The sequence below is a fragment of the Bradyrhizobium genosp. A genome, from assembly GCF_049949275.1.
Lineage (GTDB): Bacteria > Pseudomonadota > Alphaproteobacteria > Rhizobiales > Xanthobacteraceae > Bradyrhizobium.
Genome location: NZ_CP188196.1, coordinates 6,597,522 through 6,613,441, shown reverse-complemented (window position 1 = coordinate 6,613,441; position 15,920 = coordinate 6,597,522). Strand labels below are relative to the sequence as shown.

General features: G+C 64.8%; 14 protein-coding genes. 10 read left to right on the top strand and 4 right to left on the bottom strand.

The genetic code is table 11. The annotated features are described in order from the left end of the window. Window positions 1–4: 4 nt before the first annotated feature. Both ACP2YP_RS31060 and ACP2YP_RS31055 read right to left on the bottom strand, forming a co-directional pair. A complete protein-coding gene (locus tag ACP2YP_RS31060) occupies window positions 5–1,858 on the bottom strand; it encodes an ATP-binding protein (RefSeq protein WP_426420024.1) in 1,854 nt (617 codons plus the stop codon). Between the two features lie 171 nt (window positions 1,859–2,029). After that, window positions 2,030–2,662 carry a cupin domain-containing protein gene (locus ACP2YP_RS31055; protein WP_426420023.1) on the bottom strand — a complete coding sequence of 211 codons (633 nt, stop codon included), beginning with the start codon at window positions 2,660–2,662 and terminating at the stop codon, window positions 2,030–2,032. Between the two features lie 204 nt (window positions 2,663–2,866). Here ACP2YP_RS31055 and ACP2YP_RS31050 point away from each other — a divergent pair, with 204 nt between their 5' ends. From ACP2YP_RS31050 to ACP2YP_RS31025, 6 genes are all read left to right on the top strand, one after another. Beyond that, a complete protein-coding gene (locus tag ACP2YP_RS31050) occupies window positions 2,867–4,558 on the top strand; it encodes a peptide ABC transporter substrate-binding protein (RefSeq protein ID WP_426420022.1) in 1,692 nt (563 codons plus the stop codon). A gap of 26 nt (window positions 4,559–4,584) precedes the next feature. Continuing rightward, window positions 4,585–5,535 carry an ABC transporter permease gene (locus ACP2YP_RS31045; RefSeq protein WP_426420021.1) on the top strand — a complete coding sequence of 317 codons (951 nt, stop codon included), beginning with the start codon at window positions 4,585–4,587 and terminating at the stop codon, window positions 5,533–5,535. 3 nt (window positions 5,536–5,538) lie between these two features. Continuing rightward, window positions 5,539–6,414: an ABC transporter permease gene (locus ACP2YP_RS31040; protein WP_426420020.1), complete on the top strand. Its 876-nt coding sequence runs from the start codon at window positions 5,539–5,541 to the stop codon at window positions 6,412–6,414. A gap of 40 nt (window positions 6,415–6,454) precedes the next feature. Then, window positions 6,455–7,783, top strand: a complete 1,329-nt coding sequence (locus ACP2YP_RS31035) for an NAD(P)/FAD-dependent oxidoreductase (protein ID WP_426420019.1) — start codon at window positions 6,455–6,457, stop codon at window positions 7,781–7,783. 7 nt (window positions 7,784–7,790) lie between these two features. Further along, on the top strand, window positions 7,791–8,717 hold the full coding sequence (locus ACP2YP_RS31030) for a 2-hydroxyacid dehydrogenase (RefSeq protein ID WP_426420018.1): 927 nt from the start codon (window positions 7,791–7,793) through the stop codon (window positions 8,715–8,717). A gap of 212 nt (window positions 8,718–8,929) precedes the next feature. Continuing rightward, window positions 8,930–10,798 carry a dipeptide ABC transporter ATP-binding protein gene (locus ACP2YP_RS31025; RefSeq protein ID WP_426420017.1) on the top strand — a complete coding sequence of 623 codons (1,869 nt, stop codon included), beginning with the start codon at window positions 8,930–8,932 and terminating at the stop codon, window positions 10,796–10,798. 13 nt (window positions 10,799–10,811) lie between these two features. Here ACP2YP_RS31025 and ACP2YP_RS31020 read toward each other — a convergent pair whose 3' ends face one another. Continuing rightward, complete coding sequence (locus ACP2YP_RS31020; protein WP_426420016.1) at window positions 10,812–12,035, bottom strand: polyhydroxyalkanoate depolymerase; 1,224 nt, start codon at window positions 12,033–12,035, stop codon at window positions 10,812–10,814. A gap of 122 nt (window positions 12,036–12,157) precedes the next feature. On the opposite strand from ACP2YP_RS31020, the gene ACP2YP_RS31015 reads away from it, so the two are divergent. Then, on the top strand, window positions 12,158–12,814 hold the full coding sequence (locus ACP2YP_RS31015) for a glutathione S-transferase family protein (protein WP_426420015.1): 657 nt from the start codon (window positions 12,158–12,160) through the stop codon (window positions 12,812–12,814). Window positions 12,815–13,094: 280 nt separating this feature from the next. Here ACP2YP_RS31015 and ACP2YP_RS31010 read toward each other — a convergent pair whose 3' ends face one another. Further along, on the bottom strand, window positions 13,095–13,319 hold the full coding sequence (locus ACP2YP_RS31010; protein WP_027529381.1) for a hypothetical protein: 225 nt from the start codon (window positions 13,317–13,319) through the stop codon (window positions 13,095–13,097). A gap of 182 nt (window positions 13,320–13,501) precedes the next feature. On the opposite strand from ACP2YP_RS31010, the gene ACP2YP_RS31005 reads away from it, so the two are divergent. The 3 genes from ACP2YP_RS31005 (at window position 13,502) to ACP2YP_RS30995 (ending at window position 15,920) form a co-directional block, all read left to right on the top strand. Then, a complete protein-coding gene (locus tag ACP2YP_RS31005) occupies window positions 13,502–13,849 on the top strand; it encodes a hypothetical protein (protein ID WP_426420014.1) in 348 nt (115 codons plus the stop codon). 173 nt (window positions 13,850–14,022) lie between these two features. Beyond that, window positions 14,023–14,856 (top strand): GyrI-like domain-containing protein, encoded by an 834-nt coding sequence (locus ACP2YP_RS31000; RefSeq protein WP_426420013.1) that lies wholly within the window; start codon window positions 14,023–14,025, stop codon window positions 14,854–14,856. 137 nt (window positions 14,857–14,993) lie between these two features. Continuing rightward, window positions 14,994–15,920: an SMP-30/gluconolactonase/LRE family protein gene (locus ACP2YP_RS30995; protein ID WP_426420012.1), complete on the top strand. Its 927-nt coding sequence runs from the start codon at window positions 14,994–14,996 to the stop codon at window positions 15,918–15,920.

Here is a 15,920-nt window from a genome sequence, read left to right as displayed (position 1 = left end):
AAGTTCATTTCCGCGATCGCGTCGTGCCCTCGTCGGTCTCCTGCTTGCGCAAGAACCCTTCGACCTCGGCCTGTACCGAATAGGGTGTCGGGATCGGGTCGCCTGCCGCATCGATGGCGGTGTCGAGCGAGCGGCGCAGCATGCGTGCGAGCTCGGCCTTGCGGTAGGGTTTTGTCAGAAGCGGCGCACCCATGGTGGCGTGTCCCGGACCATGCGGGGCGTTGTGAGCATAGCCCGACGTGAACAGCACCCGTAAGGAGGGCCGCGCGGCCACCATCGCGTCGGCGAGCTCCCGTCCATTCAAGGCGCCGGCCATCACGATATCGGTGAAGAGCAGATCGAACGGCGTACCCTGGGCCGCGATGGCGAGCGCGTCGGCCGCGTTGGTGGCGGGGATGACCTTGTAGCCGAGGCTTTCGAGCTGGACCGTGACGTAGTGACGGACATCGCGGTCATCCTCGACGCAAAGGATGGTTTCCGTCCCGCCCACGATCTTGCGCTCGTCATAGCCGGTCGGGCGAAGCACGCTGGTCTCGGCCTTCGGCAGGTAGATCGCGAATGTCGTGCCGCTGCCTTCGGCGGATTCGACCTTGATGCCGCCGCCCGACTGCTTGACGAAGCCGAACACCATGCTGAGCCCGAGGCCCGTGCCCTTGCCGACCTCCTTGGTCGAGAAGAACGGATCGAAGATGCGTTCGAGGATCGCCTGCGGAATGCCCGTGCCGGTGTCGGCAATCTGGATCTCGACATAGTCGCCGGCATAGCCGGCGCCGACCGCGACGGCCTCGCGCACGCCGAAGACCACGTTGCGCGTCGTCAGCGTCAGCCTGCCGCCCTCGGGCATCGCGTCGCGGGCATTGATCGCGAGGTTGAGCAGCGCCGAAGAGAGCTGCCCGCGGTCGGCGAAGGCGAGCCAGATGGCGCCGTCGAGCCTCCTCACGATCTCGATCTTCTTGTCGAAGGTCGCCAGCATCAGCTTTGCGAGCTCTTCGAGCAGGTCGTTGACGTCGATATCGGCTGGCTGCAGCGCCTGCTTGCGCGCAAAGGACAGCAGGCTCGAGGTCAGTGCGGCGCCGCGATCGACGGCCTCGCTGACCAGCTTGGTGATGGTGGCGAGCGGCGGGTTGTCCTTGACGGCCTCGGCGAGGATCTCGATCGTGCCCGTGATCACCGTGAGCATGTTGTTGAATTCATGCGCGATGCCGCCGGTGAGCTGGCCGACCGCTTCCATCTTCTGCGCCTGGACCAGCTGCTCCTCGGCGGCGCGCTTCCGGGTGACGTCCTTGACGAAAGTGTTGATGACGGTGCGCCCGCCGAGCTGGAGCGTGGTGCTCGACGCATCGATCAGGATCTCGTCGCCTTCCCGGTGCAGCAGGGTCGCCTCAAACCGGATGCCGATCGGCGCATTCGAGAGCTCGGGCAGAAGGCGCATCATGCGTTGCCGGAAACCGTCGCGGAGCGGCTCGGCGATGAGAAGGTTGACGACGTCAACGCCGAGCGCCTCCTTGCGCGTCCATCCGGTCAGCGCCTCGGCCTGAATGCTCCACTCCAGGATGATCCCGTTCGCGTCGGTCTGGACGAAAGCATCCAGCGCAGTCTTGATGACGGCCTGGGTCATCTGTGCGCTCGACTGCGCCTGCTCGGCGAGTTGCGCGGCAGTGCGCTTGTCCTGCGCCGCCTCGATCGTGCGCGTGCAGAGCCGCGCGATCAGCACCGCGACGGCGCCGCTTGCGAACAGGGCAATGATCTGGGCAACGCCGAACCCGGGTCCGGTCAGCGCATACGAGACGAGGAGAGCCGCGGCGGTCACGACGACCTGCGCGGCCATCGCAAGTGTCAGAAGCCCCTTGAGTTTCATGGTCTCCCACCAACGACGTCAGTCGCGGACCTCCAAGGAACCCCCAAGGGACGTTCAAGGGACCTCCAAGTCCGACTTGTCAAATGAGTCCGGCTCCAGGTGAGCTACAGACTCGCTGCGGCGGCGTCGAGGGCAATTTCGGGCGGTATCGGGGCGAGACGTTGCGCAGGCTCAACCTGTCGGCGAATCGGTCTGGCGCAGCGTCGTGACCCAGATCACACGCGCCGCTTGCTGGGTCGGATTGTCGAACATATGCGGCACGGTGCTTGGAAAACGAAAACTGTCGCCGGCCTCGAGCACATGGGCCTGGTTGTCGAGCCACAGCCGCAGGCTGCCGGAGAGGATGTAGCCGGCCTTCTCGCCGGTGTGCTGCAGGAAGTCGGTGCCGGACGAGGCGCCGGGATTGAGCGTGAGCTCGTAGAACTCGAGCTGTCCTTTGCCTTCCGGCGTGAGCGCTTCCTTGACGACGCCGCTGGCGGTGAGGCGCAGCAGGCGCCGGCTGTTCTTGTGCACGATGTAGCGCTGCACGTCGGCGGCATCGGTGGTCTCGAAGAAATAGGAGATAGGCACGTCGAGCGCGATGCTGAGCAGGCGCAGCGTGCGGATCGACGGCATGGCGCGCGCGCGTTCGAGCTGGCTGATCATGCCGTTGGAGAGGCCGGTCTTGTTGGCGACGTCCTGGATCGAGAGGCCGGCGCGCTGGCGCAGCAGCCGCACAGTCTCGCCGAGACGCTGGTCGACCGCATCATCGGTCTCGATCGTCGGGGCGTCCTTCGGACGATTCGTGTCGCCGCGACCATCCATGTCGCTCTCCCGTGCATGGCCTCACCGCCGGAATGGCCGGCGGTGTGAAAAGGTCGCGCATCCTAGCAATCCGATTGACAGCTGTATTTAGTCATGATGAACTTTTGGCTGAAAAGTTTAGAAGCACTAAAGCCCACTCCTGTCCCCTTGCCGGGGTCTCGGGGCGCGGGAGAACGGTGCCGCGTGCGGGAACGGAGACTGGTCATGGCAGACAGCACCGGCAAGTTCGGCGTTGGCGGACTGCATCATCTCGGCATTCCAAATCGCCGACAATTCTTCCAGCTTGGCGCAGGCGCCGCGGCGGGATGGTCGCTTTCAGGTAGCGCCTTTGCGCAGACCGAGCGTCCGAGCAATCCGCCGGACAAGCCGCGCGGGCAGGTGATCGCAGCGCTGTCGCAGGAGCCGACCGTCTTTCATCCGCTGATGCCCGGCATCGAAGTCGACCAGGGCGTCTGGTGGCAGGTGTTCTCGCCGCTCTGGTTCATCGATCCCGACGGCAAGTTCATCCCCGATCTTGCCCGCGAAGTCCCGACGATCGAGAACGGCGGGCTTTCGGCCGATGGCCTCACCTGGAAGATCAAGCTGCGCAGCAATGCGAAGTGGCACGACGGCACGCCGTTCACGGCCGACGACGTCAAGTTCTCGCTTGAGCTGAACAACAATCCCGACTTTCGCGCGCGCAGCCGTGTCGGCCACAGTCTGGTCAAGGACATCACGATCGTCGCGCCCGACGAGATTCATTGGCGGATGGAAGCTCCCTATTCGCCCTACATGTCGATCCTGTCGCTGACCTTCATCGTGCCGAAGCATATCCTGGAGAAGGCGTCCGATCCGAACGCTTCGCCGTTCCACAATTCGCCGGTCGGCACCGGGCCGTTCCGCTGGGGCGAGCGCGTGCCCGGCGACCACATCCAGCTAAATGCCCATGCGGGTTATCACGGCAAGGGACCTTATCTCGAACGCGTGGTCTTCAAATACATCCCGGATCTCACCGTCCTCTACACTCAGTTCCGCACCGGCCAAGTCGACTACACTGGCCTGCAAGGCATCCTGCCGAACTTCGTGCAGGAGGCGAAGACGCTGAAGGCGCGCAAGATCTTCGTCTCGTCGACGTCCTCGGTGGAGCACATCGCACCCAACCTGGAGTTCGGCGCCTTCGCCGACCGCGCGGTGCGCGAGGCGCTCTATCTCGCCATCAACAAGCAGGCGATCATCGATGCGCTGAACTACGGCCTGCCGACGCCGACCGAAAGCTTCGTGCCGCAGCAGGCGTGGTCGTTCCAGCAGGGCCTGCCACAGCACAAATACGATCCGACCAAGGCCAATGCGCTGCTCGATGCGGCCGGCTGGGTTCGCGGCTCTGGCGGCGTGCGCGAGAAGGGTGGCGTCAAGCTCGAATTCACCAACTCGACCACGTCGGGCAATGCGGTGCGCGAGCAGACGCAACAGCTTCTGATCCAGGACTGGCGTGCGATCGGCGCGGCCATGCGCGTGAACAACATGCCGGCTGCTGTGATCTGGGGCGATTTCTGGCAGCAGTCGAAGTTCAATTCGGTGATCGTCGGAGTGAACTTCATGCTGGGCAGCGATCCCGACGTGACGCCGCGGTTTGGCTCCGGCGCGATTCCTGCCAAGGGCGGCCGCGGTTACAACACCTATCAGTACCAGAGTGCGGAGGCCGATCGTCTGCTGGCCGAAGGCGCCAAACAGTTCGATCTCGCGCAGCGCAAGACGACCTATGGCGATCTGCAAAAGCTGGTCCGCAATGACCTCGCGATCCTGCCGCTATTCCAGGGCTTTATCGCCGAAGGCGTGAAGGAGGGGCTGCAAGGCTTCCGTCCCAACATCAACACCTCGATCAATTGCTGGAACATCCGCGAATGGTACTGGGCCTGATGCCTCAGGCTGGCTGGATCGCCTAGATGGCCCGTTACGTCGCCAATCGTTTGGCGCAGGCGATCATGCTGCTGGTGATCGTCTCCGCGATCGGCTTCGCCCTCCTGCATCTGGCGCCCGGCGGTCCCCTCTCGCAATTCGCGGCCTCCGCACAGATGACCCAGGAGGATCTCGACCGCGTCACCAAACAACTCGGCCTCGATCGCCCGCTGCCGATCCAGTATCTCGACTGGTTCGGCCGCATGCTGAAAGGGGACTGGGGCAAGTCCTATCGCGACGGCGATGCGGTGCTGTCGGTGATCTCCTCGCATCTCGGCGCCACGCTGGAGCTGATGACGACGGCGACCATCATCGCGGTGTTGCTCGGCTGCTGGATCGGCATACTCGGCGCGCTCCGGCGATATTCGCTGTTCGACTCGCTCGCGACCGTCGGCGCCATGATCGCGCTGTCGATCCCGACCTTCTGGTTCGGCCTCGTCACCATCTACGTGTTCTCGGTGACGCTGGGCTGGCTGCCGGCGGGAAACCGCGAAACCGTCGGCGACGGCTCCTTCCTCGACCTGCTGCATCACCTGATCGCGCCGGCGATGGTGCTGGCGCTGGTCGAGACCGCGATGTGGGGCCGCTTCATGCGCTCCTCCATGCTCGAAGTGATCAACCAGGATTACATCCGCACCGCGCGTGCCAAGGGCATGCCGGAATGGCGCATCCTCACGGTACACGCCCTGCGCAACGCGCTGCTGCCGATGATCACGGTCGCGGGCCTCCAGTTTCCGACGCTGCTCGGCGGCGCGCTGGTGGCCGAGACCGTGTTCACCTGGCCCGGCATGGGCCGGCTGTTCCTGGATTCCATCGGTTATCGCGACTACCCCGTGGTGATGGGCATCCTGATGTTCTCGGCGACGATGGTGCTGATCGGCTCGCTGATCGCCGACATCCTCTATGCCGTCGTCGATCCGCGCATCCGGGTGGGCTAGGCGATGGCGATGGCTGCTCTCTCCACCGCTCAATCCGCCCCCGGCCAGGCCGCGTGGCGGCGCTTCTGCCGGCACCGGCTGGCGCTTGCGGGTGCGGTGATCATTGCGGTCCTTGTCCTCGGCTCGGCGCTCGGTCCTTATCTGCTGCCGTTCGACGACACCCATATCGACATCATGAAGCGGTTCGCGCCGCCATTCACGGGCGCGCACATCCTCGGCACCGACGAGCTCGGCCGCGACGTGCTGGCGCGACTGATGATGGGCGCGCGTGTCTCGCTGTCGATCGGCATCGTCGCGATGGTGATGGCGATGGCGGTCGGCATCGTCGTCGGTGCCTTCGCTGGCTTCTATGGCGGCGTGGTCGGTGCGGTGCTGATGCGGCTGGTCGATGCCGTGCTGTGCTTTCCAACCATCTTCCTGCTGCTGGCGCTGGCGGCGCTCACCGAGCCCGGCCTCGTCACCACCACCGTGCTGATCGCGGCGACCGCCTGGATGTGGGTGGCCCGCGTGGTCGAAGCCCAGGTCCGCTCGCTGCGAGAACGTGAGTTCGCGGTGGCGGCACTCGCCTTCGGCTCGTCGAACCTGCGGATCATGTTCCGCGAGCTCGTGCCCAATGCGGTCGCGCCGATCATGGTTGCGGCGACGCTCAACGTCGCCAAGGCGATCCTGCTGGAATCCTATCTCAGCTATCTCGGCTACGGCATCCAGCCGCCGGCCGCGAGCCTGGGCAACATGCTCAACAACGCGCAGATCTATCTCACCAGCGCACCATGGCTCGCGATCGCGCCGGGCGTCGCCATCACCTTGGCCGTAACGAGCTTCAATTTCCTCGGTGACGGCCTGCGCGACGCGCTCGATCCGCGAATGAACATCCCATGACGGGCAAAGTCTCGATCGAACTGAAATGCAGGAGTGCATCATGTCCCCGCCGCTCAACCGTATCAACAGCGACGAACGCCTGCCGGCGCAGGTGGACGTCGTCGTCATCGGCGGTGGCGTCATCGGCGTCTCCGCCTCCTATCATCTTGCGAAGAAAGGCCTCTCCGTCGCGCTGGTCGAGAAAGGCCATGTCGGCGGCGAGCAGTCGAGCCGCAATTGGGGCTGGTGCCGCCAGCAGGGCCGCGCGCGAGAGGAGATTCCGCTGGCGCGCGAAGCGCTTCGGCTCTGGGAGGACATGCAGAACGATGCCGGCGTCGATGCCGGCTTCCGCCGCACCGGCGTGTTGTTCCTGACCAAGAGCACGGACGAGCTCGCAAGCTGGGAGCGCTGGGCGGCCGTCGCACGCGAGATGCAGGTGCACTCGACCGTGCTGACCCCGGCCGAGGTCGCCGAGCGCATGCCGGGCAATACCGACAAATGGGTCGGCGGCCTGCACACGCCGAGCGACGGCCGCGCCGAGCCGTCGATGGCCGTGCCGGCACTGGCTACGGCCGCGCGAAAGCATGGTGTCACCATCCACCAGGGCTGCGCCGCGCGCGGCTTGGAGACGACCGGTGGCCGGGTCAGCGCCGCCGTCACCGAGAAGGGCACCATCCGCACCCAAGCCGTGCTGCTGTCGGGTGGCGCATGGTCGTCGCTGTTCTGCCGCCGTCACGGCATCGAGCTGCCGATCGGCCTCGTCAACGCCACCGCATGCCGGACCACGCCGGCACCGGAGATCACCTCGGGCGCGCTCGGCACCGATCTCTACTGCATCCGCCGCCGTCTCGACGGCGGTTTTACGCTGGCGCTGCGCAACCGTGGCACGGTCGAGCTGTCGCCTGACTTGTTTCGTTATGCGCGCACCTTCTGGCCGACCTACATGCATCGCCGCAATGGATTGAAGATGTCATTCGGCAAGTCGTTCTTCGACCAGATCATGCGCGGCACCAGCTGGAGCTTTGACAAGCCGTCGCCGTTTGAGACCGAGCGGGTGCGCGATCCCAAGCCTGACATGTCACTGGTCAATGCGGCGCTGGCGTCGCTGATCAAGGCGAACCCGGAATTGAAGGACATCGAGATCGCTGAAGCCTGGGGCGGTACCATCGACTGCACGCCCGACACGATCCCGGTGATCTCGCCGGTCGATGCTTTGCCAGGCTTCTTCCTCGCGACTGGCTTCTCCGGTCACGGGTTCGGCATCGGTCCCGCGGCCGGCAAGCTTGCCGCCGACATTGTGACCGGCGCGACGCCGCTGGTCGATCCCGCCGCCTACAGCCACAAGCGCATGATCGACGGCCGGCGGCTCGCGCCGGTCAGCCCGTTCTGAGGGCGGCATGACGGTTCTCTATAAGGCCAACATGGTGCGCGGCGCGGAATGGGCGACCTTCTTTGCCGAGCGCGCGCCTGACCTGCCGTTCCGGCTCTGGCCCGACATCGGCAATCCCTCAGACGTGCGCTATCTCGTGGCGTGGGTCCCGCCGGATGACATCGCAACGACCTTTCCCAACCTTGAACTCGTCTTCTCGGTCGGCGCGGGCGTCGACCAGTTCGACGCCACCAAACTTCCAGCGCATATTCCGTTGGTCCGCATGCTGGAGCCCGGCATCGCGGAGACCATGGTCGAGTACGTCACCATGGCCGTGCTCGGCCTGCATCGCGACCTCCTGCACTTCATCAACCAGCAGAAGGAGCAGGTCTGGCGCGAGATCCGGATCACGCCGGCCAAGCGTCGTCGTGTCGGCGTGATGGGGCTCGGCCAGCTCGGCCAGGCCGTGCTCGAGCGCCTTAGGGCGTTCGGCTTTCCGCTTGCAGGGTGGAATCGTTCGCCGCGCGAGATCGAGGGCGTCACCTGTTATTCGGGTGCGGATGCGTTGCCGGATTTTCTCTCGCAGGCTGACATTCTCGTCTGCCTGCTGCCGCTGACCGACGAGACCCGCGGCATCCTCAACGCCGATTTGTTCGCGCGCCTGCCGCGCGGGGCAGGGCTCGTCAATGTCGGGCGCGGCTCGCATCTCATTGAGGCCGATTTCCTCGCGGCAATCGACAGCGGCGCGCTGTCGGGTGCGGTGCTCGACGTCACCGATCCCGAGCCGCTGCCCGTGGGTCATCCATTCTGGAGCCATCCGCGCATCCTGCTGACACCGCACAATGCCAGCATGACGAGCCCCGACACGGCCGTCGATTTCGTGCTCGATGTCGTCGCACGTCATCGCCGCGGCGAAGAGTTGCCGGGACTTGTCGATCGTAGTTGTGGCTACTGAGGGCGCGATGGTGATGGTCACACCGGTGCAGCCACGAGCTCCTCTCACCTCTCCCGCTTGCGGGAGAGGTCGCGCCAGAGGCGCGGGTGAGGGCTCTGTCCTCTTGGGGGGTCTCGACTGCGGAGACACCCTCTCCCCAACCTTCCCCCGCAAGCGGCCCGCAAGCGGGGGAGGGAGCGCACCTTTTCCGCGGCAGGCATTTGGGGCTCCGCATGAGTAGCGGCGCAAGCAGACCTGACCAAGCGATTGCCGAAGCACAGGCGCCCGTGCTGTCGGTTGCGGGCCTCACCACGTCCTTCATGCGCGAGCGGCAATGGATCCCGGTCGTTCGCAATGTCTCCTTCGATGTCGCGCCCCGCGAAACCGTCGCGATCGTCGGCGAGTCCGGTTCGGGCAAGAGCGTCACCGCGCTCTCGATCATGCGGCTCATTCCGAAGGAGAGCGGCCGTAGCGAGGGCCGTATCATGCTCTCCGGCCGCGATCTGCTGACGCTGCCTGAAACGAGCATGAAGGACATCCGCGGCAACGATGTCGCGATGATCTTCCAGGAGCCGATGACGAGCCTCAATCCGGTGCTCACGATCGGCTTCCAGATCGCGGAAGCGCTGATCCAGCATCGTGGCCTGTCGCGCGCGGCGGCGGAAGCCGAGACCATCCGCCTGCTCGATCGTGTCCGCATTCCCGCGGCAAAATCGCGCTTCCACGAGTATCCGCATCGCTTCTCCGGCGGCATGCGCCAGCGCGTGATGATCGCGATGGCGCTTGCGTGCAAGCCAAAACTCCTGATCGCGGACGAGCCGACCACCGCGCTCGACGTCACCATTCAGGCCCAGATCCTGGAACTGCTGAAGCAGCTTCAGCAGGAGGAGGGGATGTCGATCCTCTTCATCACTCACGACATGGGCGTGGTCGCCGAGATCGCCGACCGGACCGTGGTGATGTATGGCGGGCAGGCGGTGGAGACGGATGCGACGTCGCGCATTTTTGCCGCACCCTCGCATCCCTATACGCGCGCACTGCTCGCGGCCGTGCCGCGGCTCGGCTCGATGGACGCCCGGACGCGGCCGATGCGGTTTCCGATCGTCGACAAGGTCACCGGCACCTCGGACGAGCCGGTGGAGACGCCGGACACGGTGTCGAGCGCGGAGCGTCCGTTGTTAGAGGTTTCTAATCTCACCACGCGCTTTCCGATCCGCTCGGGCCTGTTCGGCAAGGTCTCGGGCCGTGTGCATGCGGTCGAGAACATCTCGTTCACCTTGCGCGCCGGCGAGACGCTGGCACTGGTCGGCGAATCCGGCTGCGGAAAGTCGACCACGGGCCGCTCCATCCTCAAGCTGACCGAGCCTGACGCCGGCACGGTCCTGATCGACGGCCAGGATGTGCTCGCCATGAACGGCCGCACCTTGCGCGATTTCCGCAAGCACATGCAGATCGTGTTTCAGGATCCGTTTGCGAGCCTCAATCCGCGCATGTCGGTGGGAACGGCGATCGCGGCGCCGCTGTTCGCCAACGGGCTCGCCACCGCCACGCAGGCGCGCGACAAGGTCGCCGACCTTCTCTTGCGCGTCGGCCTCACCGCCGACATGGCCGCGCGCTTTCCGCACGAATTCTCCGGTGGCCAGCGCCAGCGCATCTGCATAGCACGCGCCCTCGCGCTCGGGCCAAAACTGATCGTCGCGGACGAGGCGGTCTCGGCGCTCGACGTCTCGGTCAAGGCGCAAGTCGTCAATTTGATGCTCGACCTTCAGGCCAGCATGGGGTTGGCCTTTCTCTTCATTTCCCACGACATCGCGGTGGTCGAGCGGATGAGCCATCGCGTCGCGGTGATGTATCTCGGCGAGATCGTCGAGATCGGCCCGCGTGCTGCCGTGTTCGGCAATCCGCAGCATCCCTACACGAAGAAGCTGATGGCCGCCGTTCCCGTGCCGGACCCCGCACGCCGCGGCTCCAGGCGCGAGGTCGCAAACGACGAGGTCAGAAGCCCGGTCCGCGCGCCCGACTATCAGCCGCCGGCCCGGCAATATCGCGAAGTCTCGCCCGGCCATGTCGTGCAGGTGTGGGGTGAGGAGTGGTCGGCCTGAGGCGGCCGCCGGCTTACGAATTCACGTGCACGAAATCTCGCAGCAGCGGATAGATCTCGTTATTCCAGCGCTTGCCCGAGAACACGCCGTAGTGGCCGACGCCGGCCTGCATGTGATGGACGCGGCGATAAGCTCGCACGCCGGTGCAGAGGTCTTGCGCCGCGAGCGTCTGGCCGATCGAGCAGATGTCGTCCTTCTCGCCCTCGACCGTCATCAGCCCCATGCGGCCGACGGCCCTGGTGTCCACGGGACGGCCGCGATGCATCAGCTTGCCTTGCGGCAGCAGGTGCTCCTGGAACACGTCGCGCACGGTCTCGATGTAGAACTCGGCCGGCAGGTCCATCACGGCGAAATATTCGTCGTAGAAGGTCTTGATGCTCGCGGCCTTGTCCTTCTCGCCCTTGGCGATGTGGTTGGCGAGATCCATGTGCTGCTTGATGTGGCGCTCGAGATTCATCGAGACGAACGCGGTGAGCTGCACGAAGCCGGGATAGACTTTCCGCAGCGCGCCGCGGCACTGCACCGGCACGTAGTTGATCAGGTTCTGCTCGAACCATTCGATCGGCTTGCTCTTGGCGAAGTCGTTGACCTTGGTTGGCTGGATGCGCGTGTCGATCGGCCCTGCCATCAGCGTCAGCGTCGCCGGCCGCGAAGGGTGATTGCCCTCGCACATGATCGCGGCGGCCGCGAGCGCTGAGACCGAGGGCTGGCAGATCGCGACCATATGCGGGCGCGGACCCAACTGTCCGAGGAAGTCGATCAGGTGCTCGGTGTAGTCGTCGAGCCCGAAGCGGCCTTCGCTGCGCGGGATCTCGCGCGGATTATGCCAGTCGGTGATGTAGACGTCGTGGTCCTGCAGCAGCGTCTTCACGGTGCCGCGCAGCAGCGTGGCGAAATGGCCGGACATCGGCGCCACCAGCAGCATGCGCGGCTGCTCGGTCACGCCGTGCTTTTTGAAGTGCAGCAGCGAGCCGAACGGCGTGGCGTAGGCGACCTCCTCGGTCACGCCGATCTCGCGATTGCCCACCGTCACGCTGTCGATGCCGTAGGCCGGGCGGTCATAGGTCAGGGTGGAGCGCGAGATCAGCTCCAGCGCCGCCGAGAGCCGGCCGACGACCTGGTCGGACAGGCCCTGCGGTACCAAATTGAGGAATTTGAGCGCGGACGAGGCGCCCGCCCGCCACGGCGCAGTCAGGTCCATCTGGTTCTGAAAAGCCTGATAATACATCGACATCATACTGAAGCGCCCACCTGTCCAATGGTGTCATGCAATATCGGAGCCAGAAGGGCATTGGGCCGCCCTCAAAATTGGCACGTCGCTTGCTGCTTGTTCGGTTGGAAACGTGAGGGAAGGGCCCTATGGCGAAGGCGACACTGACCATCAGCAGCAAGAATTACTCGTCCTGGTCGCTGCGCGGCTGGCTGCTGACGAAGTTTTCCGGGCTCGATTTCGAGGAGATCGTCACCGCACCGGACGACGCGTCGGCGCGCGCCGAAATCCTGCTGCTGTCGTCCTCGATCCTGGTGCCCTGCCTGCGGCATGACGGCGCCACCGTCTGGGATACGCTCGCCATCGCCGAATATCTCAACGAGGTGATGCCGGACGCCGGGCTGTTGCCGGCCGATCGCGTCCAGCGCGCGCATTGCCGGTCAATCTGCGGCGAAATCCATTCCGGCTTCACCACCTTGCGCGCCTCGCTGCCCGTCAATCTGAAGGGGCATTTTCCCGGCTTCAAGATCTGGTCGCGCGCGCAGGCCGACATCGACCGGGTCTGGTCGATCTGGCGCGACTGCCTGGCGAAATCGGGCGGCCCGTTCCTGTTCGGCGAGACGCGCACCATGGCGGATGCGATGTACGCCCCCGTGGTGACGCGCTTCGTCACTTACGACGTCAAGCTCGAGCCACCTCTCAAGGCGTATGCCGACACCATCATGGCGATGGACGAGATGAAGGAGTGGATCGCGGCGGCGAAGGAAGAGCCGGCCGAGATCGAGGAGCTCGAGGTCGAATATTAGGCAGACGACGCGCAGCCCTGCCTGTTTCCGGGGCGGCCGCGACCCGCGTCCTTGCTGACCTCTATGTCTTTGCTATCGTTAACTTTTGCTGCCGGTAATTGGCGAGGGCGGTGCTTGCGTCGCGCAGATATTGTGCGCCCCGGCCCTGCCTTGTCGACATCTAGCCGTGAACAGCGGCGTACGGGACCATTCGGCTGATTCGGACATGATTCGTTCGGGCCGCGTTCCGTTCGTTAAGGCGGAGCGCGGCCCCGTTGCATTTTGAGACAGACGAACGCCGTCAGGCCACGCCGGAATGCTTCATACGCGGCACGCGCCAGCCGATGACGGTGGCCTCCACTGGGACGCCGGCCGCGTCGTTTTGCCAGCGGCCCTCGACATAGCGGCAGGCGAACGGCAATTGATACGTTCCGCTGTGGTCCTCACACAGCACTTCGACCGGCAGGCCAGGTGGCGGCTCGCCGGCACCGTCGAATTCCGCCAGACGTCTATCACGCGTTGCCATTCCGAAAATCTCCCCTAATCAAAGCCGCGGAAAGAGCGCCCACTTCTTCCGCGCGCGGTTCACTGCTCCCGTCCGAGGGAACAACCCAAGCTCAACGCGAGAATGCGGTACGAGTGTGGTAGCCTCACGCAGCTGCACGCAATCGGCGCACATTGCCGTGATTAATTCGATGAGGAACCTGAATGCCGCGGACGCTCGCCGCCGTTTGTTTCGCCATGTTACCGCTCGTCGCGCGTACGCCGGCCGCGGCGCAGGACGTGCCCGGCATCGAGATCTGCACGGTCGAGAAGACCATGGAGCGGCGCACCGGCTGCCTGCAGAGCAATGTCGACTTTCTCCAGAAGACCATCACCAAGCTCAACCTCGATCACCAGCAGAAGATAGATGCCGCCAATCGCCAGATCGACGCGCTGAAGGTGACGCTCGTTGGCCTTCAGAAGACCATCGGCGATCTCCAGGCCGCCCAAGCGAAGCAGGCGGACGATCTGAAGAAGAAGCAGGACGCGCCGCCACCGAAGGATGCGAAGTAGGGTGGGTTAGCGAAGCGTAACCCACCAAGGTCTGTCTGTCCGCGCCGAAAGCAACGAGGTGGGTTACGGCTGCGGCTAACCCACCCTACGATTTCGCGTGACCGCAACGCCGATCAAGCGAAGAGGCTGCTGGCAGCGCATCATCATCACGCTTCGAACGAGAGTCGCAACCCATGAACCCAGCCCAGCGCGCGCTCTGGTACATCGAGAGCCATCTGGCCGAGCCGATGACGCTCGACGAGATCGCTGCGATCGGCGGCGTGTCACGGTTCCACATGGTGCGTGCGTTTGCCGCAGCCACTGGTCTGCCGGTGATGCGTTTCGTGCGCGCACGGCGGCTGAGTGAAGCGGCGCGCAGTCTTGCGAAGGGCGCGCCGGACATTCTGTCGCTGGCGCTGGAGGCGGATTACGGCTCGCACGAAGCATTCACCCGCGCGTTCCGCGACCAGTTCGGCACTACGCCCGAAGCGGTGAGGGCGGCGACGTGCGTCAACCAGCTCAAGCTTCAGGAGCCGATCCTCATGGAGTCCACCATGCTCGACAATCTCAAAGCGCCGCGTTTCGAAACCGCAAAGGCCTTCCTCGTCGGCGGCCTTGCCGAGCGCATCTCCTGCGACAACGGCGCGATCATCCCCGGGATGTGGGCCCGCTTCCACCAGGAGGTCGCCGACATTCCCGAACGTGTCGGCAACGTCGCTTACGGCGTCTGCTGCAACAGCGATGATTCCGGCAATTTCGATTACATCGCCGGAGTCGAAGTCGGTGACTTCTCCAATCTGCCGCGCGGGCTCGGCCGCATCCGCATCCCCGAGCAGCGCTATGCGGTGTTCACCCACACCGACCACGTCGCCTCGATCCGCCGCACCGTCAACACGATCTGGAATCAATGGCTGCCGGCTTCCGGCCTCAAGGCCGCGGACGCACCGAACTTCGAGCGCTATGACGAGAAGTTCGATCCGGTGACTGGTAACGGTGGTTTTGAGATCTGGGTGCCGGTGCGCGAGTAGCGCTGCAACGCTGGCATACCATCCCGCTTGCTTGGCAAGTGGGACCTACTTTGTCATAACCGCTGGCAAAACTTGCCAGCGGGGCCCGTGCCGGACATCCCGAGCAAGCCATAACAAGCAGCCGGGAGGGTCCCACCATGTCCAACATTCGCGTTCTCGCCACCGACCTCGAATTTCCCGAAGGGCCGGTGGTGATGCCTGATGGTTCGGTGGTGCTGGTGGAAATCCGCGGGCAGCGCCTGACCCGCGTTTACCCCGACGGCCGCAAGGAGATCGTCGCCAAGGTGCCGGGCGGCCCGAACGGCGCGGCCCTCGGGCCCGACGGCAAGATCTATATCTGCAACAATGGCGGCTTCTCCTGGATCCCGACCCGCAACATGATTATGCCGGGCCCGCAGCCCGAGGATTATCTCGGCGGCTCGATCCAGCGCGTCGATCTGCAATCCGGCAAGGTCGAGACCGTCGTCACCAAATGCGGCGAGCACGATCTGCGCGGGCCGAATGATCTCGTGTTCGACAAGCACGGCGGCCTATGGTTCTCGGACCTCGGCAAGCGTCGCGCCCGCGAGATGGATGTCGGCGGCATGTACTATCTCAAGCCCGGCATGAAGGAGATCGTCGAGGTGGTGCACGGCGTGCTGCCGGCCAACGGCATCGGGCTCTCGCCGGATGAAAACACCGTCTACATCGCGGAAACGCCGACCGGGCGGCTCTGGGCCTATGAGCTGTCCGCACCCGGCACGCTCAAGCCGGGCGACGTGATCTATCGCGGCGAGCGCGGCAAGCCGATCTGCGGCCTCGGCGGCTACCAGATGTTCGACTCGCTCGCGGTCGAAGCCAACGGCAATGTCTGCGTCGCCACCCTCGTCTCCGGCTGCATCTCGGTGATCGCGCCCGATGGCACCCTGGTCGAGCAGGTCCCGACCGGCGACCGCGTCACCACCAACATTGCCTTCGGCGGCCCCGAGCTGAAGACCGCCTACATCACGCTGTCAGGCAAGGGCGAGCTTGTCGCCATGGACTGGCCGCGCGGCGGTTTGCCGTTGAATTTTCTGAATAAGTGA

What these genes read in the sequence shown, in the direction of transcription:
- ACP2YP_RS31060 (WP_426420024.1), bottom strand. Translation starts at nt 1,858, where the DNA reads ATGAAACTCAAGGGGCTTCTGACACTTGCGATGGCCGCGCAGGTCGTC.
- ACP2YP_RS31055 (WP_426420023.1), bottom strand. Translation starts at nt 2,662, where the DNA reads ATGGATGGTCGCGGCGACACGAATCGTCCGAAGGACGCCCCGACGATC.
- ACP2YP_RS31050 (WP_426420022.1), top strand. Translation starts at nt 2,867, where the DNA reads ATGGCAGACAGCACCGGCAAGTTCGGCGTTGGCGGACTGCATCATCTC.
- ACP2YP_RS31045 (WP_426420021.1), top strand. Translation starts at nt 4,585, where the DNA reads ATGGCCCGTTACGTCGCCAATCGTTTGGCGCAGGCGATCATGCTGCTG.
- ACP2YP_RS31040 (WP_426420020.1), top strand. Translation starts at nt 5,539, where the DNA reads ATGGCGATGGCTGCTCTCTCCACCGCTCAATCCGCCCCCGGCCAGGCC.
- ACP2YP_RS31035 (WP_426420019.1), top strand. Translation starts at nt 6,455, where the DNA reads ATGTCCCCGCCGCTCAACCGTATCAACAGCGACGAACGCCTGCCGGCG.
- ACP2YP_RS31030 (WP_426420018.1), top strand. Translation starts at nt 7,791, where the DNA reads ATGACGGTTCTCTATAAGGCCAACATGGTGCGCGGCGCGGAATGGGCG.
- ACP2YP_RS31025 (WP_426420017.1), top strand. Translation starts at nt 8,930, where the DNA reads ATGAGTAGCGGCGCAAGCAGACCTGACCAAGCGATTGCCGAAGCACAG.
- ACP2YP_RS31020 (WP_426420016.1), bottom strand. Translation starts at nt 12,035, where the DNA reads ATGATGTCGATGTATTATCAGGCTTTTCAGAACCAGATGGACCTGACT.
- ACP2YP_RS31015 (WP_426420015.1), top strand. Translation starts at nt 12,158, where the DNA reads ATGGCGAAGGCGACACTGACCATCAGCAGCAAGAATTACTCGTCCTGG.
- ACP2YP_RS31010 (WP_027529381.1), bottom strand. Translation starts at nt 13,319, where the DNA reads ATGGCAACGCGTGATAGACGTCTGGCGGAATTCGACGGTGCCGGCGAG.
- ACP2YP_RS31005 (WP_426420014.1), top strand. Translation starts at nt 13,502, where the DNA reads ATGCCGCGGACGCTCGCCGCCGTTTGTTTCGCCATGTTACCGCTCGTC.
- ACP2YP_RS31000 (WP_426420013.1), top strand. Translation starts at nt 14,023, where the DNA reads ATGAACCCAGCCCAGCGCGCGCTCTGGTACATCGAGAGCCATCTGGCC.
- ACP2YP_RS30995 (WP_426420012.1), top strand. Translation starts at nt 14,994, where the DNA reads ATGTCCAACATTCGCGTTCTCGCCACCGACCTCGAATTTCCCGAAGGG.